At 27.6% G+C, this 23,018-nt stretch carries 19 protein-coding genes, 1 rRNA gene and 1 riboswitch; of the genes, 18 read left to right on the top strand and 2 right to left on the bottom strand.

Going from position 1 to position 23,018, the window contains the following annotated elements; translation table 11 throughout:
- Positions 1-56: 56 nt before the first annotated feature.
- Entirely contained in the window at positions 57-1,229 is a 1,173-nt protein-coding gene (locus BM119_RS10720) for an amidase domain-containing protein (RefSeq protein ID WP_090041347.1), read from the bottom strand.
- Between the two features lie 172 nt (positions 1,230-1,401).
- A riboswitch (PreQ1 riboswitch) is annotated at positions 1,402-1,445 on the top strand.
- 90 nt (positions 1,446-1,535) lie between these two features.
- On the opposite strand from BM119_RS10720, the gene BM119_RS10725 reads away from it, so the two are divergent.
- The 15 genes from BM119_RS10725 (at position 1,536) to adhE (ending at position 19,504) form a co-directional block, all read left to right on the top strand.
- Positions 1,536-2,504, top strand: a complete 969-nt coding sequence (locus BM119_RS10725; protein WP_090041348.1) for a nucleoside hydrolase — start codon at positions 1,536-1,538, stop codon at positions 2,502-2,504.
- A complete protein-coding gene (locus BM119_RS10730) occupies positions 2,505-3,065 on the top strand; it encodes an ECF transporter S component (RefSeq protein WP_090041349.1) in 561 nt (186 codons plus the stop codon). It abuts the gene before it with no gap.
- A gap of 2 nt (positions 3,066-3,067) precedes the next feature.
- On the top strand, positions 3,068-3,757 hold the full coding sequence (locus tag BM119_RS10735) for a radical SAM protein (RefSeq protein ID WP_090041351.1): 690 nt from the start codon (positions 3,068-3,070) through the stop codon (positions 3,755-3,757).
- Positions 3,758-4,058: 301 nt separating this feature from the next.
- Positions 4,059-4,409 (top strand): peptidoglycan-binding domain-containing protein, encoded by a 351-nt coding sequence (locus tag BM119_RS10740; protein ID WP_090041352.1) that lies wholly within the window; start codon positions 4,059-4,061, stop codon positions 4,407-4,409.
- A gap of 209 nt (positions 4,410-4,618) precedes the next feature.
- Positions 4,619-5,335, top strand: coding sequence for an ABC transporter ATP-binding protein (locus tag BM119_RS10745; protein ID WP_090041354.1), 717 nt, complete (start codon positions 4,619-4,621; stop codon positions 5,333-5,335).
- Positions 5,336-5,343: 8 nt separating this feature from the next.
- Positions 5,344-6,960, top strand: a complete 1,617-nt coding sequence (locus BM119_RS10750) for a putative ABC exporter domain-containing protein (RefSeq protein ID WP_090041355.1) — start codon at positions 5,344-5,346, stop codon at positions 6,958-6,960.
- A gap of 361 nt (positions 6,961-7,321) precedes the next feature.
- On the top strand, positions 7,322-7,507 hold the full coding sequence (locus tag BM119_RS10755; protein ID WP_090041356.1) for a hypothetical protein: 186 nt from the start codon (positions 7,322-7,324) through the stop codon (positions 7,505-7,507).
- Positions 7,508-7,644: 137 nt separating this feature from the next.
- The gene (locus BM119_RS10760; RefSeq protein WP_090041357.1) at positions 7,645-8,052 is read left to right on the top strand and encodes a VOC family protein; all 408 of its coding nucleotides are present in this window, start codon (positions 7,645-7,647) and stop codon (positions 8,050-8,052) included.
- The gene (locus BM119_RS10765) at positions 8,053-8,880 is read left to right on the top strand and encodes a MerR family transcriptional regulator (RefSeq protein WP_090041359.1); all 828 of its coding nucleotides are present in this window, start codon (positions 8,053-8,055) and stop codon (positions 8,878-8,880) included.
- A gap of 62 nt (positions 8,881-8,942) precedes the next feature.
- Positions 8,943-10,301, top strand: a complete 1,359-nt coding sequence (locus tag BM119_RS10770) for an MATE family efflux transporter (RefSeq protein WP_090041361.1) — start codon at positions 8,943-8,945, stop codon at positions 10,299-10,301.
- A 465-nt stretch (positions 10,302-10,766) separates the two neighbouring features.
- Complete coding sequence (locus tag BM119_RS10775; protein WP_090041363.1) at positions 10,767-11,591, top strand: GNAT family N-acetyltransferase; 825 nt, start codon at positions 10,767-10,769, stop codon at positions 11,589-11,591.
- A gap of 342 nt (positions 11,592-11,933) precedes the next feature.
- Entirely contained in the window at positions 11,934-12,371 is a 438-nt protein-coding gene (locus BM119_RS10780) for a GNAT family N-acetyltransferase (protein ID WP_207647679.1), read from the top strand.
- The gene (locus BM119_RS10785; protein WP_090041364.1) at positions 12,371-13,780 is read left to right on the top strand and encodes an MATE family efflux transporter; all 1,410 of its coding nucleotides are present in this window, start codon (positions 12,371-12,373) and stop codon (positions 13,778-13,780) included. Before BM119_RS10780 ends, BM119_RS10785 begins: the two co-directional genes overlap by 1 nt.
- 28 nt (positions 13,781-13,808) lie before the next feature.
- Positions 13,809-16,394, top strand: a complete 2,586-nt coding sequence (locus BM119_RS10790) for a 3'-5' exonuclease (RefSeq protein WP_090041366.1) — start codon at positions 13,809-13,811, stop codon at positions 16,392-16,394.
- 512 nt (positions 16,395-16,906) lie between these two features.
- Positions 16,907-19,504 carry a bifunctional acetaldehyde-CoA/alcohol dehydrogenase gene (gene adhE, locus BM119_RS10795; protein ID WP_090041367.1) on the top strand — a complete coding sequence of 866 codons (2,598 nt, stop codon included), beginning with the start codon at positions 16,907-16,909 and terminating at the stop codon, positions 19,502-19,504.
- A gap of 95 nt (positions 19,505-19,599) precedes the next feature.
- Here adhE and BM119_RS10800 read toward each other — a convergent pair whose 3' ends face one another.
- Positions 19,600-19,824, bottom strand: coding sequence for a hypothetical protein (locus BM119_RS10800; protein ID WP_090041369.1), 225 nt, complete (start codon positions 19,822-19,824; stop codon positions 19,600-19,602).
- A 213-nt stretch (positions 19,825-20,037) separates the two neighbouring features.
- Here BM119_RS10800 and BM119_RS10805 point away from each other — a divergent pair, with 213 nt between their 5' ends.
- The 3 genes from BM119_RS10805 to BM119_RS10815 form a co-directional block, all read left to right on the top strand.
- Positions 20,038-21,630 (top strand): ABC-F family ATP-binding cassette domain-containing protein, encoded by a 1,593-nt coding sequence (locus tag BM119_RS10805; protein ID WP_090041370.1) that lies wholly within the window; start codon positions 20,038-20,040, stop codon positions 21,628-21,630.
- 171 nt (positions 21,631-21,801) lie between these two features.
- Entirely contained in the window at positions 21,802-22,296 is a 495-nt protein-coding gene (locus tag BM119_RS10810) for a hypothetical protein (RefSeq protein ID WP_090041372.1), read from the top strand.
- A gap of 514 nt (positions 22,297-22,810) precedes the next feature.
- A 16S ribosomal RNA gene (locus BM119_RS10815) occupies positions 22,811-23,018 on the top strand; the annotation flags it as partial.

Genomic DNA, 23,018 nt, shown 5'->3' on the forward strand with positions numbered 1-23,018 from the left:
TTTTGAATGTGCCTAAGTTAATTTTAAGGGATAATTTAATATGTAATGTATAAAAATTACTGTATATGTATTAAAATAAATTTAACATGGGAATCTCCCCATCCTAAATCAAAAGGAACATGATATCTATCTACAGTATGTGAATTTATTAATGGATAACCATGAGAATCAAAGGCCGTAATTATAGCGGTATGGTCCACATCATTTCCAAGAGCATATGCAATGACATCTCCAACCTGTAATTTTGATAAAACTCCGTTTGGGGAATCAGTAGTAGGTTGTAATATGTTTTTGAAGTCACCTTTTTTAACAAGTTTACCTTTTCCACTATATAAAATATAGTTTTTAAAGGCATCAGCATTACACCATGAAGCGCTTACCTCTGCACCGTTAAAATTTTTATATACACAATACCAACTTCCATCATGTTTAAGACCACCGCCTTCTTTGTCTCCAAGACATTGAGAAACAAAGTTTGTACAGTTGCCTCCTATACCAGTAAAATTTTTATATTTAGTATTGTATTTGTTTTTTTCTTTACCAGTTGCCCAAGTGACACCACAATAATTGTCAGCATACTCAGCAGCTTTGGTTCTATTATAATTTAGTTTTGAAGAGGGATTATTTATAGTAGGAGTAAAAGTTACGAAATTATAAACTTGAGTTTTGGTATCTGCAATTTTAGTTTCAGAATAGTCTACAGAATAATTTTTAAGACCATCTTCAAAACAATCTAAATAATAATCTTTGCACACAATAAATGAATCATTTAAAGGTTTTAAGTTTATAGTATGAAAAAGGGTGACCCCAAAATTATTTTCACAATTATCAGAGTCATTTAAGTAAGAATAGGTAAATTTAATACTTTCATCTACTCTTACAGATGCAGATGATTTATTTATATTAATGGATTTAAATAGGGGGTAGGAATCTATAGATTTTATAATAATACCCCTTTCTAAAGCCCAATCTCTTAAATATTTTGCTCTTTTTACTTCGTGTTCAAATGCCCATTTACCATCACCACAGTTTAAATTATATCTATCTTTAAAATTTAATATATCTCCATTCAAAGCTATATTATTTTTAATTTCAAAAAGATTATTTATAAAGGTTTTAATATTTTCATCTGAATTGTCAGTGGAAGCTAATGCCGGTGATGATAAAGAAAAAATAATTAAAAATAAAAAAATAAAAATAAAAGAGTTTTTAATTTTAGATTTTATCATAAGTAATACACTCCTATAAGTAATATTTATTTTAGTATTCCAATTAATTATTAACAGTATTCATATACTAATAAATATATAATTAGCAAAATATATATTGAAATTTAATATTAAAATAATAAAAAAATATGATATACTTTAACATGAAATCCTAAAATCCACTAAGTATATAGTGGGACTGGTTCGAGAACTCCCAGTATAAAAAACTAAGGGTTTACGGTAAGGTGACATAGCTGTATCCTTAGGCATAGTTTTTTGAAAAACTATGTATATCCAGGTCTCAATAATGAGAAAAGGAGAAGGAATATGGAGAAAAAGAAAGTAATTATTGATTGTGACCCGGGAATAGATGATTCCCTAGCATTACTTCTAGCGTTAAAATCCGAAGAGCTAGAGGTAATAGGAATTACCATAGTTTGTGGTAATGTACCAGTAGATTTAGGAGTAGAAAATGCTCTTAAAGCTTTAGAAATAGCAGATGCACTTCATGTGCCAGTTTACTTAGGAGAAAATAAACCTCTTAAGAGAGAACTTGTAACAGCTCAAGATACTCATGGAGAAGATGGAGTTGGAGAATGTTTTTTTGGAAAAATTAAAGATGGCAATGTTAGAGATGGTGCTGTAGATTTTATAGTTGATACTTTGAAGAACAATAAGGATATATCTATAATTGCATTAGGACCATTAACCAACATTGCAAAAGCCATTATGACGGATAAGGAAGCCTTTAATAATTTAAGTGAATTTGTATCTATGGGAGGAGCATTTAGAATACATGGAAATTGTTCGCCTGTAGCGGAGTTTAATTATTGGGTAGATCCTCATGGAGCAGATTATGTGTTTAAAAATCTTAATAAAAAGATTCACATGGTTGGGTTAGATGTTACTAGAAAAATAGTGTTAACTCCGAATATTATTGAATTAATAAAAAGGTTTAATGATAATGTATCTAAATATATTGTTGATATAACAAGATTTTATGTGGATTTTCATTGGAACCAAGAAGGTATAATAGGGTGTGTTATTAATGATCCTTTAGCTGTAGCATACTTTATAGACAGAAGCATTTGCAGTGGATTTTCATCTTACACAGAAATTGTCCATGATGGAATAGCAATGGGACAATCTATAGTAGATAAAGAAAAATTCTATGGAAAGGAAGATAACTCTTACATCCTAACAGAAGTTGATGAGAAAAAATTTATGTTAATGTTTCTTGAAAAACTGTTTAAAGATAAGAAAAATATCTTAAAAGCAGTTAAGGAGGTAATATAGATGAATAAAAACTCATCACCATTTAAACTAAGTATAATAGCACTAGGAATGGCATTAAATATAGTAGGTGCATTTATAGCATTAACATTAAGATTACCTATATATTTAGATTCTATAGGAACTATAATGGTATCATTCTTGATGGGTCCCTCCTACGGAATTATAACAGGTATATTTGGAAGTTTAGTTAGTGGAATAACATTTGATGTATATTCTATTTACTTTGCACCAGTTCAAATATTCACTGGACTTTTATGTGGAGTAATGTTTAATAAAGGCTTTATGAAGGGATTTAAAATGGTGTTTGGAGTATTGATGGTTTCTATATTCTCATCACTAGTAGGAGCTATAATATGTGCATATGTTTTTGGTGGAATAACTTCTTCAGGATCATCTTATATAGTGGCCATACTTTCAAATATAGGTGTAAATAAGGTAGTAAGTGTATTTGCTGTGCAGTTTTTAACAGACTATGCTGATAAGTTTGTAACAGTATCACTTGTACTTGTTGTTATAAATTCCATGCCTTTTAGTATAAAGCAAAAGTTAAAAAGGAGTTAATAATGGATAGATATAATACAATAGAAAACAAGAATCAAAGGGAAATATTGCTTTTAAAGGGATTCCCTTGTATATGGGGGAAATGTTCTTTTTGTGATTATATATTAGATAATTCAACTTCAGAAGATGAAATAAATGAATTAAATTTTGAAGTTTTAAATAAAGTAACAGGAAAATATAAAGTTTTAGAAGTTATAAATTCGGGAAGCTGTTTTGAATTACCAAAAAAAACTTTAGAAAGAATTAAAGAAGTAGTAGAAGAAAAAGGAATAGAAAAACTATTCTTAGAAAGTCATTGGTTTTATAGAAATAAAGTAAAAGAAATGAGAGAGTATTTTAAAGTTCCTATAACATTTAAAATAGGGGTAGAATCTTTTGATTATGAGTTTAGAAATACATTTTTAAATAAGAATGCAAAATTTAGAACAGTGAAAGAGCTACAAGAATACTTTGATTCGCCATGTATGATGGTAGGAATAAAAGGTCAGACAAAAGAAATGATAGATAAGGATATGGAAATAGTCCTTAATAATTTTGAACACGGAACTATTAATGTATTCACTCCAAACACTTCTAAATTAGAGAAGGATGATGAGCTTATACAATGGTTTATAGAAAAATATAAATATTTAAATGATAATCCTAAAATAGAAGTATTATATAACAATACAGATTTTGGGGTAGGGGACTAACTAAAAAGATACAGGAATTAATTTTCTGTATCTTTTTTCTGTAGAAATTTATCGATTGACTTTTAGATTAAGGTATATTCAAAAAAATAACAAGTCAGTATACTAGTATATTTGTACTTATTATTTTCTTTCATGTGCCTAAGGTGGAGTTTGATTAAAAAGAATTTAGCAAGTGAAAAGTTGCAAATTGAAGGTTAAAATTTGGAGGAAATTATACTGTAAAAATATACACAATATTGACTTAATATGTTTATATTGGTAATGTATATAGGGGGATCAAATAAAGTAGGGGGGATAAAAAATGAAAAAAATTATTTCAATATTACTTTTAAGTGGAGCCATTATGTTTTCAATACCATCAATTAAAGCTGAAGCCATTGCAGGAAATCACTATGTAGGTGATTCACATGATGCTTCAATAGTAAATTATAATGCAGAAAAGTTTTTTCAATTATGGGATAGATGTGATGGTGTAAAAGATCTTCAAATGAGATTATCACGTATTGGTTATGGTTATTTAGATAAAGATGGAATATATGGACCAGCCACTAAAGATGCAGTAATGAAGTTTCAAAGAAGTTATGGATTAAATGCAGATGGTTTATATGGACCATCAACACATAGAGTTTTAATTAATGGGTGTAATTGCTAGTAAATTTATCATATAGATAAGGTTTTGGATTTTATGGTTTAAGGGGTATACAAGATCTTCTAAGTTTAATAAAGTAACTTAGAAGATCTTTTTATTTAAGGAGAAGTTAATACTAATAGTTAACTAAATTTGATATTATTTAACTAATGAGTTATAAGGCACATTCAAAAAATTTATTATAGATGTAAAAAGGGAATGGAGTGAATTAAGTGGTTTTAAAAGTGGTGAATTTAGAAAAAAAGTTTAAAAAAGTAGTTGCAGTTGATAACATATCTTTTTCATTAGACAAAGGAGAAGTTGTTGTTTTAGCTGGACCTAATGGAGCTGGAAAAACAACAACTATAAAGTGTATTTTATCTTTGTTAAAGAAGGATTCAGGGGAAGTATATGTTTATGATAAGGATGTTAAAAATAGAGAAGTAAGAGAAAAGTTAGCATACATACCAGAATCACCAGATTTATATCCATTGTTGACAGTGTGGGAGCATTTAAAATTTATAGCATTGGCTTATAGAGTAAAGGATTGGAAAAAAAAAGCAGAAGAGCTTTTGAAGATATTTGTAATAGAAGATAAACGAAATACTTTAGCAAAAGAGTTATCAAAGGGAATGAAACAGAAACTTTCCATATGCATGGCACTTGTTCATAATCCAGAAGTATTTCTCATAGATGAGCCATTTATAGGATTAGATCCAAAGGGTATTAAAGATTTTAAGGACATGCTTAAAATATTAAGAGATGATGGTAAAACAATACTTGTAAGTACACATATATTATCATCAATTGAAGAATTAGTAGATGAAATTATAATAATGAAAAAAGGAAAATTGTTAGATAAGGGATCAAAGGATTATTTAATAAAAAAATATAATTTTGATAATAATTCTAATCTTGAAGATATATTCCTAAAGATTACAGAAGAGTAGGTGGAAATATGTGGACTAGAGATTTAGGTGTTCTAATTTATATGGACTTAATGAAGTTTAAAAATGGTATAAAATATGGATTTACAAATCCAATAAAAGCTTTAAAAACAGTATATGGATTTTTGATTCCAATATTTTTTATATTGTTGCCTGTTTTATTAGACAAGAAAATACCAAATAAAAATATAAGAACATTTTTAGAATATGAAACTTTAATAAATGTTAGAGGTGGAATTACATTAATTTTAATTCTTATATTGGCCATAACTATAAGAATTTTAAGTGGTGACTATGTAGTTGGGGGATTTAAAAATACAGATGTCCAGTATTTATTTCCTTCACCAATAGGAGAAAGAACAATACTTTTTTATAGTATGATAAGAAGTATGATGTCTACTATAATAGGATATGCATATATGTGGTTTATATGTTTAATAACTTTTTTCAAAAAAAGTTCTGTAAATATAAACAATATGATATTTTCTTTTGTAGGAGTAATGATTTTAATAGTTATTTATAAAAGTTTAGGATATTTTCTGTATTCAATAAAGATAAGATTTAATGCAAAAGCACTTATAAGTTGTTTAGGAAAAGCTATATTAGGGTCTGCGTTAATATATATAGTATATATTGGATATAAATTGTATTTATTAAACTTTGATTTTAATGAGTTATTTACAAATTATATTATTGGAAAAGTGCCAATTATAAATGATTTTGAAAAAATTATAACTCTTCCTATAGTTAAGGAAAATGTAAATCCATATTCTTCATTAATGATTATCTTAGCAATAGCTATAATATTTATAACATTATTTTTATTGTTTAGTGTAAATTATTATGAAGATGTAGCAGAGAAATTAGATGGGTTAACTGAACAAATAAACGAAGCAAAAGAAAGTTCTAAAGATTTGAATAAGGCATCAGATAGGGCATATAAAAATGTAAAAGAAAATGTATCATCAAAGGATCTGTTTGGAGAATGGGCTTTTTCATGGAAAAATAATTTGTTAGATAAGAAAAAGAATATGTTAAAAAAGAGAATTATAATTGCAATAGTTATACTAGCATTTGGAGGCTTAATAACTAGATTTATATATACTTTTACAGGACCAGATGGTGTAGTATTGATGATTGCCCTGTTCTTATGTTTCTTTCAAAATACATCTAAGGCATCACAATTATTTAAGAGCGAGCTTAAAAGTATGTATATATACTTGTTACCAGGAAGTGCCGTAAGAAAAAGTTTAGCTGTAATAATAAAACCTATTTCCCTGGGAATATTGTATAGAATATTATTTTTTATACCAATATTAATATTTTTACCATCAAATAAGCTTTATACTTTATTAGTTATGATAGATGTAGTCTTATTTTCTATAATGGTTACGTTTAAAGATATATCCATTATTTTATCAGTTCCTAAAGATGAAGATGATGGTGGTCCTATAGGAAGTTTAATTTCTTTTATTTTGAAAGGAGTTCCAGTAGGAATCAGCTTGTTTGTGCTTATAAAAGGAAATAAATATGTTTTAGCAGCAATAATTTTAATGATAATAACTATACTAGAAATAGTTTTACTAAGATTTATTTGTGAAAAATTATTTGGAAGAATGGAATATTAGTAAAGAAATATGCTGTCTCTAGATAATTTTAATTAATATATTTAGAGATCTCTATCATAAGGCACATTCAAAAAATAACAAGTCAGTATTCTGGTCTATTTTGTGTCATACTTCGTCAGCGATATAATCTCATAGTTTATGCTATGAACTAATATCACTTCCTTATCTGACACAAAATATACATGGCATCTTGGACTTGTTATTTTCTTTCATGTGCCTAAAGAGTTAAATTACTTATATTAAAGTAATTTAGCTCTTTTTTTATATTTATTTGTTAACAAAGAATTTATAAAAAACTTTGTTAAATAGTTGTCAATAAAATATTTAAAACATATAATATAAATAAAAGGAGGTAAAATATATGAGTGATATAATGATTCTAACATTATACGGTAACATGGAAGTAGAGGATTATTGGGAAGTAGATAATATACAAGGGATAAGCTGTATTTTAGATAACTTAAATTCAAGCAATAAAGTATTTACTATAACCAATTTAAAAAATGAAATAGATAAAAATAAAGAAGTGGAATATGTTTATTTTTAAATCATTTATAGATATTAAAAATTATTATTGAATTTAAAAACTTATCAGCTTAAGTATAATATATAAGTTGATAAGTTTTTAGTTTTTAGTAATATATAATTGTACGTTAAAAAATAGAAATAGAGGAGAGATAAAAAATGACTATGAAATCAATCCATCATGTTTGTATCCAAACAGAAAAATATAAGGAATCATTAGATTTTTATACTAATATTTTAGAATTTAAACTTATAAGTGAAACACCTAATTTTCATACAAGAGATTTTAATACTTGGCTTGAACTTAATGGATTTATGATCGAACTTCAAACAAGCAAAAAAGGTGATAAATTAGGAATGTGGAGTTCGTTAAATGAAGGTATAGTACATATGTGTTTTTTAGTTGACGATGTAAGAAAGGAATATGATAGGATAAAAAACTTAGGATACAACAATTTTAAAGTGAAAAATGGAGAAGAAATATATAAAGTAGAAAATAGCTATTTGGTTAAAATTAAGGCACCTGAAGGTACTGAAATTGAATTAAGAGATATAAAGGGAATTTAAATGAAAAATAAAATCTTAATAGGGGAAATGGCAAAATTACATAATATATCAACTCAAACATTAAGGTATTACGATAAAATAGGATTGTTCAAACCAAGACATGTAGATGAAGACAATGGATATAGATACTATGATATAGAGCAGTGTGGGAATCTAGATTCTATACTGTTTTTAAAAAATCTTGGAATGCATTTAGAGGAAATAGAAAATTATTTTAAAAATAGAAATCTAAGTTCAATAAAGGATGTCTTAAAAAATCAACAAGAAAGATTAGAAGAAGAAATTAAAATTTTAAAGGAAAGAAGTACTGCCATAGATAATAAAGTTAATGCTTTAGAGTTTTATACTAATAGTAAAAATCTTAATGTTCCTATATTAAAAGAAATAGATGAGAGGTACATGGTTTATATTAATTTTAAAAAAGGTGGAACTATTGAGCTTGAGTATGGGATAAAGGCCTTAAGTAATTTAGTTATGGATGACTTATCACTTTTTAAGGGGAGTATAACTTGTATAATAGATAAAAGTAATTTACACAAAAAGAACTATGATTATTGGAAAGCTGTTGCACTTGTGTTTAATAAGGATTTTGTATGCAATAATAAGTCAAAGCTAAAAACTATAACTCAAGATAACTTTGCAACTATTGTTTTTAGAGGGGGAATAAATAGTGGTGAAAAATATTATAAAAAATTATTGGATTATATATATATAAATAATTTGAAGATAAATGGAGATGGACTTATCATGACAATAAGTGATATTTCATATTCCTCTTATGAAGGTGATTACATATATGAAATACAAATTCCTGTAATAAAGCCTTGACCTTATAGTTACTATAACCTTTAGAATTATGTATGGTTAATAATTCTAAGGGAGGGGTACATATGAAGGGAAATATAGATGTTTTAGAAGACGATGTATTAAAATTATTTATAAAATATGCAATACCATCTATATTAGGTGTTTTAGGAATGTCATCTTATGTTTTTTTCGATACTATGTTCATAGGTCAAGGATTAGGAAGTGAAGGATTAGCAGCTTTAAATATAGTGCTTCCAGTTTTTAGTTTGTTTAATGCAACAGCATTCTTATTTGGAATGGGTGGTGGTGCTGCAATATCTGTTTGTATAGGAAAGAAAAAATATAATAAGGTAAATGAAATTTTTACTCATGCACTTATATTGTCAGTTATAATTGGAGGGATATATACACTTATAGGAACGATATTTTTAGATAAACTATGTTATTTTTTAGGAGCTGATGCTTCAACAATAACTCTTGTAAAAGAATATTTAAGGATAATAATGGCAATGAGTATAGGGTTTGTGCTAGTTGGAGAGTTAAATGTCTTCGTAAGAAATGATAAATCTCCTAAACTTGCTATGTGGAGTATGATAATTCCTAGCTTAGTAAATATAGTGTTAGATTATATATTTATATTTCCAATGGGCATGGGAATGAAAGGTGCTGCTTTAGCAACAGCAATTTCTCCAGTTACCAGTCTATTAATGCTTTCAACACATTTTATTAAAAAAGAAAGTATGCTTAAACTTTCATTTAAGGGAATTAAATTTGGAATAATGAAAAGAATTATATTAAATGGGTTTCCTTCATTTATAGTTGAAATTTCAGCAGGTGTGGTTATATTTGCATTTAATATAGTAATATCATATTTAAGTGGAAGTATTGGACTTGCAGCTTACGGAATTATTGCTAATGTTGCGATAATATGCAGAGGTGTGTTTAATGGTACAGCTCAGGCAATACAGCCAATACTTAGTGTAAACTATGGTGCTGAAAAATATGATAGGGTAAAAAAGTGCTTATTTATAGCTAGAGTAACAGCTTTTACCTTAGGAGGAGTATCTTTATTAATAGGAATCTTATTCCCAAGGAATTTAGTGAATATATTTAGCAATGATGGAGAAAAGCTTGTTTCAATAACAGTTACAGGAATATACATATATTTCACATCATTTTTAATAGAGGGTATTAATACAGTAAATTTAGCATATTTTCAAGCTGTAGAAAATGTAAAATCATCAAGCATTATTTCTATAACTAGAGGATTTGTAGGGATATTTACAGGATTAATTTTCCTTCCTCAAATGTTTGGACTAAAAGGTGTATGGGCAACAGTGCCATTTTCAGAAAGTGTAACTTTTATAGTTTCCATTACATGTTTTTTAATTTTTGATAAAGTTATTACAAAAAATAAAATATCATTAAAAGGCATTAATTAGTTTTATAGAAATATATATTATAAGGTTAAATAGAGTAAGTCTCTAACATTTAGGTGGTAGAAAGAATATCACGGAATGAAGAGTTATTCTATGGAGCCATTAAAATTTATATAACTTGATTTAAAGAAAAGATGTTAGAAATTTTAATAAGGCACATTCAAAAAAATAACAAGTCAGTATGTTAGTATATTTGACTTGTTATTTTTTTGAATGTACATAATTATATAAGAGTAAATTAAAAAAAGTAATAATTATAAGGATAGGTGAGCAAAATATATGTACATCTATCCTTTTTGTAAATACAAAACAATTAAATATACAAAACAGTATTAATTAATGCAAATAAGGGTAAATAAGATCATATAGGCAATAATTAACCTATAACAAAATAATTGTAAATTGTATTCTGAAAATTCATATTATATAATTAAAGCAAGAAGTATAATAAGTATAAGGGGGTATTATATGAGATTAGTAAAAGCAAGTAAAATTGATAGACGAATTGTAAATAATTATTTTATATTAAATGATAGGTTCTTTAACCCAGAAATAGAGAGAACAATAGAAGAAAATAGAGCTATGGTTTTAGAGGAAAATGGAGTTATAAAAGCGTTTATATGCATTTTAGGAAACAAAATAGAAAATGGTGAACTTTTAGGAAAAATAATGCTTAATATTAATTGTGATATAAGTGATGAAATAATGGAACAAATTTGTCAATGGATAAAATACAATAGAAAACATTATGATAGGTTTGTAATTTATAAAGCCCCAAAAGACAAGGTTCATATATTAAAAAAAGAGGGCTTTAATATAAAAGAAGATCTTATAGTATATGAGAAGATTTTAGAAAAAGAAAATTTTAAGGTCTGTAACAATCTAGAGAAAGTTAGTGGTGCTGACTTAAAGGAGATAAATTCTTTAGATTGCAGGGCTTTTGATAAGATTTGGAGAGAAAATAAAAATAGTTTATATAGACTTTTAACTAATGAAGACAATAACTTTAGGTTTATAGCATTAAAAGATGAAGGAAAGATAGTAGCATTTGCATTTTATAGATATAGACCTCATATAGGTGAAGGATATCTTAATAGAATGGCTGTTGATCCATCTTATCAAGGCAAGGGCATTGGTAAGATGTTATTAGAAGATGCACTAAATTGGTTTAAGAAAAAGGGCGCAGAAACTGTAAGACTTACAACTCAATGTAATAATGAAAAAAGTGTGGCTTTATATAAAAATTATGGATTCAAACCTGTAGATAAATCAATAGTAATAACTTATAAGTAATGTTAATCAAAATCATACAGAAAGTAAATAATATTTTGTTGAAAGAGTAATATTTATATTTTTAAGTAAAAAATTATGAAGAAATTAATATAAATAATGAAACTTACTATCTTATGTTGGTCTTAAAATTATTAGATTTTATAATGACAATGTAAGTTTTAAAGCTTAAATAACAAAATAATAAGACACTCATAGCGAGTTGAGTGTCTTATTATTTTGTTATTTTATCGTGAGTTGATTTTCAAAAATCTATTATGTTATTTTAGACATATAGATTTTATATATCTAATTTTGTTGTTATAATCTATTATGTAATATTATTAATGAATGGATGTGATATAAATGAATGTAAAAGTGTTTATAGGGAAAAATGCAATGTTTTTTAAAGATGCAGAGTATATAAGAAAAAAGGTTTTTGTAGAAGAGCAAGGAGTACCTTATGAAAATGAAATGGGATATGAAGATGAAACAGCTACTCATATTGTAATTTATCATTTAAACAATCCTGTAGCTGTTGGAAGAATAGTAGAGGATGATAATGGGGATTTTAAAATTGGTAGAATTGCTGTAATTAAAGAATTTAGAAAAGAAGGTTATGGAAAGGAGCTTATGAATACTATAATATCTCTATGTAATAGAGAAAAGGATAAGAAAATAAAACTAAATTCTCAGCTTAATGCTGTAAACTTTTATAAAAAGTTAGGGTTTAAAGAGTGTGGAGAAGTTTTTTTAGAGGAAAAAATAAAGCATATAGCTATGGTATTTGAGGGGAAAATTTAATGGCCAAGAGAATTGATTTGACAGAAGGAGCAATTGTAAAGAAATTAGTAAAATTAGCTATACCTATAATGGCAACATCTTTTATTCAAATAGCTTATAATATGGCTGATATGATTTGGATAGGTAGAGTTGGAAGTAACGAGGTTGCAGCAGTAGGTACGGCAGGATTTTTTGCTATGATAGCAGCATCCTTAGCTATGGTATCTAAGGTTGGAGTAGAAATAAAAGTTTCTCAAAGCTTAGGTAGACATGACGATGAGGCAGCAAAAAATTATATAGTAAGTGCTATTCAAATAAATATATTACTTTCTATTATTTACTCAATTATAGTAATTATATTTAAAAAAGAGTTTATAGGATTTTTTAAGTTAGGAAACGAAGAAGTTATAAAAATGGCAGAAGTTTACCTATTAGCCATAGGAAGTGCTATGAGTATAACTTGTATGATACCTGTATTTACAGCTATTTTTAATGGAGCAGGTAATAGTAGAATACCTTTTGTTATCAATGCAGTAGGATTAGTTATAAATATAGTTTTAGATCCTATATTAATAATGGGCATAGGACCATTTCCTAAATTAGGGGTTTTAGGAGCAGCACTGGCAACAATAGCTGCACAATGTGTAGTAGTAATTTATTTTATATCTATTATCTTAAAAAGTAAGGAAGAATATTTAAAGTTTAATATATTTAAAAGGCCTAATATAAGAACTATAAAAACAATATGTAAATTAGGACTTCCATCTGGATTTCAAAATGGATTATTTACATTATTCACTATTTTAATTGCTAGGGTAATAGCAGTATGGGGGCCAGTACCTATAGCAGTACAAAAGGTTGGTTCACAAATAGAAGCTATATCATGGATGACAGCAGGAGGATTTTCAACAGCATTAGGAGCCTTTGTAGGACAAAATTATGGGGCTAAAAAATATGATAGAATAAAAAAAGGATATAAAGCAACCATAATGATGGCAATTGTAGTTGGGGGGATAACTAGTTTACTTCTTATATTTGGAGGGGAATTTATATTCTCAATATTTATACCTGAAAAAGAAGCTATAAGTTACGGAAAAGAATATTTAAAAATATTAGGATATTCTCAACTGTTTATGTGCATAGAAATAACAACAGCAGGTGCATTTAATGGTATAGGAAGAACGTATATACCAGCAAGTATCAGTATAATATTAACTGGACTTAGGGTTCCATTTGCAATATTACTATCTTCAACAGCTCTTTTAGGGCTGAATGGCGTATGGTGGAGTATAAGCATAAGTAGCATTCTCAAAGGAGTAGTTGTTACATCAGTTTTCCTTATAATGCTAAAGAAAAACAAATTAATTAAGGATAAAAATTTTCAGGGTACAATATTACCAAAAGAAACTATAGAACTTAGTAGTAAGTAAATGTTTAATTTAATTTGGAGTGAAGTAAATGGAAAACAAAAATTATTTAAGGGAATTAGATAAATTAAATGAAAACCAAGAGGACGTTGTAAATGATATAAATTCTAATCTTCTAACGTTATCTCCAGCTGGAACTGGAAAAACTAAAGTTATAGCTTTAAGAACAGCTAATATAATATTCAATGGTGTTTTTCCAGATAGGATTCTATGCTTAACTTTTACAAATAAAGCATGTAATGAAATGAAACAAAGGATTATAACTACGTTAGGAAGAGATGGATTGAAAGTAAAGGTGAAGACCTTTCATGGATTTTGTTTTGATATTATAAAATCTGAGGCAAAAAGAAATACTGATATATCTCAGGATTTCTTGATTTTTGATGAAGAAGATTGCAATGAAATAATAAAAGAAATTTTAGGTAGAGTTAAGATGGATTTATATATGTTAAGCAATTTCATATATGAAGTTAAGCATTTTTCTATAGAAATAGATGCTAAATATAGAAATGATATTGAGTTTGTTACAAAAGAATTTATAAAACTCAAAGGGGACAAGTTCTTTAAAAAATTTAATTCAAAAGATAATGGATTTACAGAAAGAGCACTAAAAAAAAGAGGATATGGTTTGGTTAAAAAATATGATGATATGCTAATGGAACGACATGGATTAGATTTTTCAGATCTTGTAGTAAAGGTATATGAATTATTAGAGGATAAACACACTTTAAATAGGTGGAGAGAAAAATTCCAATACATACAAGTTGATGAGGTCCAGGATACTTCTATATTAGAATATGAAATTATAAAAAAACTAGCTCTAAATAAAAAATTAAGTTTTTTCGGAGATACAAATCAAACTATATATCAGTGGAGAGGATCAAAGCCATTTGAAATAATAAAGGATTTTAAAGAAAGCTTTAACCCAGTTAAAGAGATATTTTTTGATAAAAATTATAGATCAACAAAAACATTAATAGAGGTATCGTCAGAGTATATAGAAAAAATAAGAAGTATGTATATTATTGAAGATGATTTACTAAAACATAAAAAAATAAAAAGCTATTCTGAAATAAATGGAGATAAAGTAAGCTATAAATGTTTCAATACATTAGATGAAGAGGCAAACTTTATTTGTGATAAAATTCATAAAAATTATAGAGATAAACTTAGTTCTATAGCAATACTCACAAGAAACAATAAAATGAATGTAGCATATTCTAATGTACTTGAGAAAAAAGGGATACCTTGTTTTTTAGTTGAGGAGTTTAAATTCTTTAGAAGAAAAGAAATAAAGGATGTTTTAGCTTATATAAAACTTTCACTAAACAAATATGATATTAACAGTATGAAAAGGATAGCTTTAAATTATGTATCTAATGTGGGAGATAAAACCTTAGAATATATTGAAAAAAGAGAAAATAAGGATTTAGGTATAAGACTCACAGATTTTCTTGAAGAAAGTACCATAGAACTTGGGGAACCATATAGAAGGTTATGTGATGGCTTGACAAGTGGAGAGGTAGTTGTATTTGATGTAGAATCAACAGGAATAGATATAACTAGTGATGAAATAATACAGATTGCAGCTATAAAAATAAATAGAGATGGCTCTATGGTTAAGTTTGAAGAATTTATAAAACCTAAAAAAAGTGTTGAAAATTCTTATTTAGTACATGGTTTCAGTGATGAATATTTAAAAGAAAATGGACGTGAAGCTAAGTCTGTTTTAGGAGAATTCTTAGAGTTTATTAAAGACAAAATCATAGTTGGACATAATATACAATATGATTTAGGAATACTTAGTAGTGAACTTAGAAGATTAAAAATGAATAAATATAATATTAAGGGTTATTATGACACATTAGATATGGCAAGAAAACTTTATCCTAATTTAGAAAATCATAAGTTAGAAACTTTAAGTAATTTTATAAAAGTAGAGATAAAACCAAGTCATAATGCCATGGATGATATTCTTGCAACTAAAGATATATTAATTCATATGGTAAAAAAGTTGAATGAAACATCTTTAGAAAGAATGTCTATTATGGGGCTGTACAACAAACGATTTAAAGAATTAAAGTTTCAAATAGATAAGATAAGTAGTTTAATGGAAGAAGTAAGACCACATGTTATATTAGAAAAAATATATGAATTAAGTGATATTATGAGTATATATAAAAGTAAAAAGGAATTAAATAGAATAGAGAACTTAAAGGAACTTTATGAGTTTTTTAAAAATGGAGATGATTTAAGTTTAAGTTCCAAGGATTCACTTATAAGACTTCTTACTATAACATCATTATCTAATAGTGAAATAGATAGAAGTTTTTCAAAGGAAAATAAGGTGCCTATAATAACAATTCATCAAGCAAAAGGATTAGAATTTGATACTGTGTTTCTTCCAGCTTTAAATGAAAATATTTTTCCAAGCTATTTAAGTATAAAGGAAAATAATATTTTAGAAGAATGTAGATTATTTTATGTAGCCATAACTAGAGCAAAAAATAATCTGTATTTATTAAGACATAAACATAAATATGGAAGAGAAGAAAGAATGGACAGTGAAAGTAGATTTATAAGTTATATTCCAAAAGAATATATAGAAAGAAATTAATCAGTGATAATCTTCAGTAAGTGACAAGTTACAATAGAGTTAATTATGTTTTTCTTTATTTTGTTTAGAAAAACCAACCTCAACTTGTCACTTGTCACTCAAAAATTTGTCACTAATTTATTTGTTTTTAATGAATTGTTAAAAAAACTACAAAATAAACCAAGGGAAAATGTTTTCAAGAGATTGAAAATTTATAAACCCACAAAAATTTAAAAATGTGTTTACACTAGCAGAAGTATGTGATAATATTAACAATATAAGGTGTATGAAACAAAGCACTAAGAAAAGTAAATTAGTAAGAAATGCATGAATTTAAGAAATAGTGTATTAGATTATAATTATATAATAAAGTTATAGTAAAAAACATTTATTTTTTAAAATTGTTTGTTAAATAACTATCAAACTTTAGAAGTAAACAAATAGTTGTTATAGAATCATTTTAAAAGCAAATTATAATTTATAGAAATAATAGAGATAGTAAAATTAGCACGATATTTAAGGAGTGAATATTAATGAAAGTAAATAATGTTGAAACACTAATGAAAAGATTAGAACAAATAAGAGATGCACAAAGAAAATTTTCTACATATTCTCAAGAACAAGTTGATGAGATATTCAGACAAGCAGCCATAGCAGCAAATAATGCTAGAATTCACTTGGCTAAAGTAGCAGCTAAAGAAAGCGGAATGGGAATAGTTGAAGACAAAGTTATAAAAAATCACTTTGCTTCAGAATATATATATAATAAATATAAAGATGATAAAACTTGTGGAGTTATAGAAAAAGATGAAGCATTTGGGTTAACAAAGATTGCAGAACCAATAGGAGTTGTTGCAGCAATAGTACCGACTACAAACCCAACATCTACAGCAATATTTAAAGCATTAATATCTTTAAAAACTAGAAATGGAATAATATTTTCACCACATCCAAGAGCTAAGGGTGCAACGATAGAAGCAGCTAAAATAGTTTTAGAAGCAGCTGTTAAAGCTGGAGCTCCAGAAGGAATCATAGGATGGATAGATGAACCATCAGTTGAATTATCACAAATAGTAATGCAGGAAGCAGATATAATACTTGCAACAGGTGGACCAGGAATGGTTAAAGCTGCTTACTCATCAGGAAAACCAGCTATAGGAGTTGGGGCAGGAAATACACCAGCTATAATAGATGAAACAGCTCATATAAAAATGGCAGTTAACTCAATATTATTATCTAAAACATTTGATAATGGAGTTATATGTGCATCAGAACAATCAATAATTGTTATAAAAGATGTATATGAAGAGGTTAGAAAAGAGCTTAAAGAAAGAGGCGCTTATATATTAAAGAAGGATGAAATAGATAAAGTAAGAGAAGTAATTCTTAAAAATGGTGCATTAAACGCAGCAATAGTTGGTCAATCAGCTAATAAAATAGCAGAAATGGCTGGAGTTAAAGTTCCAGAAAATATTAAGGTATTAATTGGAGAGGTTCAATCAGTTGAACTTGAAGAGCCATTCTCTCATGAAAAATTATCACCAGTCTTAGGAATGTATAAAGCAAATTCATTTGAAGAAGCATTAGTTAAGGCAGAAAGACTAGTTGAACTAGGTGGTTTCGGTCACACATCAGTATTATATACAGATACAAGTAAATGTAAAGATAGAGTAGAAAAATTTGGAGCTACTATGAAAACTGGTAGAACTATAATAAACATGCCAGCAGCACAAGGAGCTATAGGAGATATATATAACTTTAAATTAGCACCATCTTTAACTTTAGGCTGCGGTTCTTGGGGTGGAAACTCTGTATCAGAGAACGTTGGAGTTAAACACTTATTAAACATCAAGAATGTAGCTGAGAGGAGAGAAAATATGCTTTGGTTTAGAGTTCCAGAAAAAGTTTATTTTAAATATGGTAGTTTAGGAGTTGCCCTTCAAGAATTAAAAGATATGGGTAAAAAGAGAGCATTCATAGTAACAGATAAAGTATTATTCAATTTAGGATATGCAGATAAAATAACTAATATATTAGAAAATAATAATATAGAATTTAAAGTATTCATGGATGTTGAGCCAGATCCAACTCTTCATACAGCAAGAAGAGGAGCAGAAGAAATGAAGAGCTTTGAGCCAGATGTAATTATAGCTCTTGGTGGAGGTTCTGCAATGGATGCATCAAAAATCATGTGGACATTATATGAGCATCCAGAAGTTGCATTTGAAGATTTAGCAATGAGATTTATGGATATAAGAAAAAGAGTTTATAAGTTTCCAACGTTAGGAGTTAAAGCAGATCTTGTATGTGTTACAACTTCAGCAGGAACAGGTTCAGAAGTAACACCATTTGCAGTTATAACTGATGAAAAAACAGGGGTTAAATATCCATTAGCAGATTATGAATTAACTCCAGATATGGCCATAGTTGATGCTGAACTTATGATGAACATGCCACAAGGACTTACTGCAGCATCAGGAATAGATGCATTAACTCATGGTATAGAAGCTTATGTATCAGTACTTGCATCTGAGTTTACAAATGGATTAGCACTAGAATCTATAAGATTAATATTCAAATATTTACCACAAGCATATGGTGAAGGAACAACTAATATAAAAGCAAGAGAAAAGATGGCTCATGCGTCATGTATGGCAGGTATGGCTTTTGCTAATGCATTCTTAGGAGTATGCCACTCAATGGCACACAAATTAGGATCAATGCACCATCTACCACATGGAGTTGCTAATGCCATATTAATAGATGAAGTAATAAGATTTAATGCAGTAGATAGCCCAAGAAAACAAGCAGCATTCCCTCAATATAAATATCCAAATGCTAAATGGAGATATGGAAGAATTACTGATTACTTAGGACTTGGTGGAAATACTGATGATGAAAAAGTAGAATTACTAATAAAAGCTATAGATGAATTAAAGAAAAAAGTTAATATACCAATGACAATATCAGAGTTTGGAGTTTCAGAGGAAAAATTCTATACTACATTAGAAGAGATGAGTGAGCAAGCTTTTGATGATCAATGCACAGGAGCTAACCCAAGATACCCATTAATATCTGAAATTAAACAAATGTATGTAAATTCATACTCTAATAAGAAACAAGGTAAATAATAATTAAGCCCAAAACGAATTAACAATATAAATAAGACTCAATAAGGAAATAATACTTATTGAGTCTTATATTTTCTTTCATGTGCATTAAGTGATTATTTAAGTTTAAGTATTCTACCATATCTATTCATAAATATAGTAGAAATCTCTTCGTTGAGATAATATTTATTATTTTTTTCTATAAAGAAGCCTTGAAAAATCATTTTATTAAAAACAAAGTTCTCCTTAATATTTAATTCAAGTAAGGATTTGGATGTTTCTTCACTAACAGCATTTGATAACTTAAAAAGTTCTATATAACTTAGCTTTTTTTTTAGCATAATTATAGAGGTGTTAATAAGATCACTTCCTTTTCAAATGTAGATTTATAAAATAACTTTACAGGTAAATTTTATCATATATACAAGCTAGGATAAAGACAGCTAGAGGAGTTATATACAATTAAATCTTAGACATAGAGTAAAATTTTTGTTATAATATGCTGTAAGTTTAAAAATACTTAAATAAAATTTATTATAGAGAGGTTAATGCTAATGATTACAGTAAGTAATATAGGTTTAAGATACGGCGCAAGGAAATTATTTGAAGACGTAAATTTAAAGTTTGTTCCAGGAAATTGTTATGGTGTTATAGGAGCAAATGGAGCAGGAAAGTCTACTTTTTTAAAAATACTTTCAGGTGAAATAGAGGCTAATACAGGAGAAATTATAATACCTAAGAATGTAAGAGTATCTGTTTTAAAACAGGATCATTATCAATATGATGATAAAGAAGTAATGGAAACAGTTATAATGGGAAATACTAGACTATATGCAATAATGAAGGAAAAAGATGCTTTATATGCTAAGGCAGATTTTACTGATGAAGATGGAATGAAAGCATCAGAACTTGAAGGTGAATTTGCAGAGTTAAATGGTTGGGAAGCAGAAGCGGAAGCATCAATGCTTTTACAAGGACTTGGTATAGCAACAGATCTTCACAATAAGTCAATGAGTGATCTTAAAGGTGATGATAAGATAAAGGTTCTTTTAGCTCAAGCTTTATTTGGAAAACCAGAAGTTTTAATACTAGATGAGCCTACTAACAACTTAGATATCAAAGCTATTACATGGCTTGAGAACTTCTTAATAGATTTTGAGGGAACAGTTATAGTAGTATCACATGATAGACACTTCTTAAACATGGTTTGTACTCAAATCTGTGATGTTGATTTTGGAAAAATAAGATTATATGTTGGTAACTATGATTTCTGGTATGAATCAAGCCAACTTGTAACACAAATGATAAAAGATCAAAATAAGAAAAAAGAAGAGAAGATAAAAGAGCTTCAAAACTTTATAGCTAGATTCTCAGCTAATGCATCTAAATCTAAGCAAGCAACTTCAAGAAAGAAATCACTTGATAAGCTTACAATAGATGAACTTCCATCATCATCAAGAAGATATCCTTTTGTTGGATTTAAACCAGAAAGAGAAGTTGGAAATGATATATTATTTGTAGATGGAATTTCTAAGACAGTAGATGGAGTTAAGTTATTAGATAATGTAACATTTAGACTTGGAAAAGAAGATAAAATAGCGCTTGTTGGAGATGAAATAGCTGTAACAACTCTATTTAAAATTTTGACAGGTGAAATGGAACCTGATAGTGGAGAATATAAATGGGGAGTAACTACATCACAAGCATATTTTCCTAAAGATAATACTGAATTCTTCAATGACTCTGAATTATCTTTAGTTGATTGGTTACGTCAGTTCTCTGTAGATCAAACTGAAAGCTATTTAAGAGGATTCCTTGGAAGAATGTTATTCTCAGGAGAAGAGGCTTTAAAGCAGGCTAAGGTTTTATCAGGAGGAGAAAAGGTTAGATGTATGTTATCAAGAATGATGCTATCAAGTGCTAACGTGCTTATACTTGATCAACCAACTAACCATTTAGATCTTGAGTCTATTACAGCTTTAAACAATGGACTTATAGATTTTAAGAGTGTAATTTTATTTGCATCTCATGACCACCAATTTATACAAACTATTGCTAATAGAGTAATAGAATTAACACCAGGTTCAATGATAGATAAGCAAATGACATATGATGAGTTCTTGAACTTTAAAGGTATAGAACAATAACATATAGACATAAAGGCCTTAAGGTATTAAATCCTTAAGGCCTCTTTTTCGTCTAAATTTAATGGGAAAGATAAAATTAAATAAAATATTATAAATATAGAAATAAAAAAGGAAAATATGTAATAAAATAGAACTATAAAAAGAATGGTATTATTGCTAGGAGGGTAATTTATGAATATATTAAGTACTGAAAAATCTAAATCAAATAAAGAAAAGACTGAAAATGATAAAAGTAACATAATAAGGTTTAACAAGCCCAAAGGAACAGAAATTATATTAGGGATAATATTTACTATTTTATGTATAAATTCATTATATGGATTAAATAACTTATTTTCGAATAATGTAAGGGTAGGAAATGGATATATTGTATTTAATTTAATTATAATAGCCTTTTCTGCATACTTTGCATTTAGGATGTTACTTAGAGATAAGTTAGGCTATGTAAAATTAGAAAAAGATTATATTGGTATAAATAAACTTATAAAAGAAAAGAAAATAAACTATAAAGATATAAAAAAAATAGTAAAACTTTTAAGAAAGGATAAGTTGATATGTTATAGAGTAATAACAAAAGAGGGAATCTTTGATATTCCAATGGAGTATTATAAAGAAGAAGAAATTCATAAAATAAATGCATATTTGAAAAGTAAAGGTAAATTATAATAAAGCGAAATCGGTGGATAACTATATAAATAACTTTATATAGTTACAAATTAATAGTGAGAAGTAAGTTAATGATGTTTTCTTTGTATTGTTTTTTAAAATTAATGATTTAATCTTTAATCCTATATTTTTATGGGAAAATCAATTCTCAATTAAAGTTTGAGTAACCACTTTTGTTCTTCTATAGGATATTATAGATTTTAAATTTATGAATAACTTTGTGAAATTATAGGATAGAATAATAATTTATAAGATTAAAGTAAATTATTCCAAGGAAACATATCCACGTGTATCAAGATAAGATATAAATAGCATTATAAAGAAAAAAAGAGAATATAGATATCTATATACAAATTTTGAATATAAAAAATTATGTCTAATGTCATAAATATGATATTATTAATCTCGTCGACAGGTTCGGCAAATGATTTTTGAAAATTGAACAGATTAAGATAAAGAACCAGCAATTCTTTTACAGTAAATAATTAGCGAAAAGCTAAGAGATTAAACTTTTTAAATTGAGAGTTTGATCCTGGCTCAGGATGAATGCTGGCGGCGTGCTTAACACATGCAAGTCGAGCGAGAGAGTTTCTTCGGAAACAATCTAGCGGCGGACGGGTGAGTAACACGTGGGCAACCTGCCTTGTAGTGGGGGATAGCCCTCCGAAAGGAGGATTAATACCGCATATTGTCACATTGAGGCATCTCAAAGTGATGAAAGG

It is taken from the genome of Clostridium frigidicarnis (assembly GCF_900111985.1).
GTDB lineage: Bacteria > Bacillota > Clostridia > Clostridiales > Clostridiaceae > Clostridium_Z > Clostridium_Z frigidicarnis.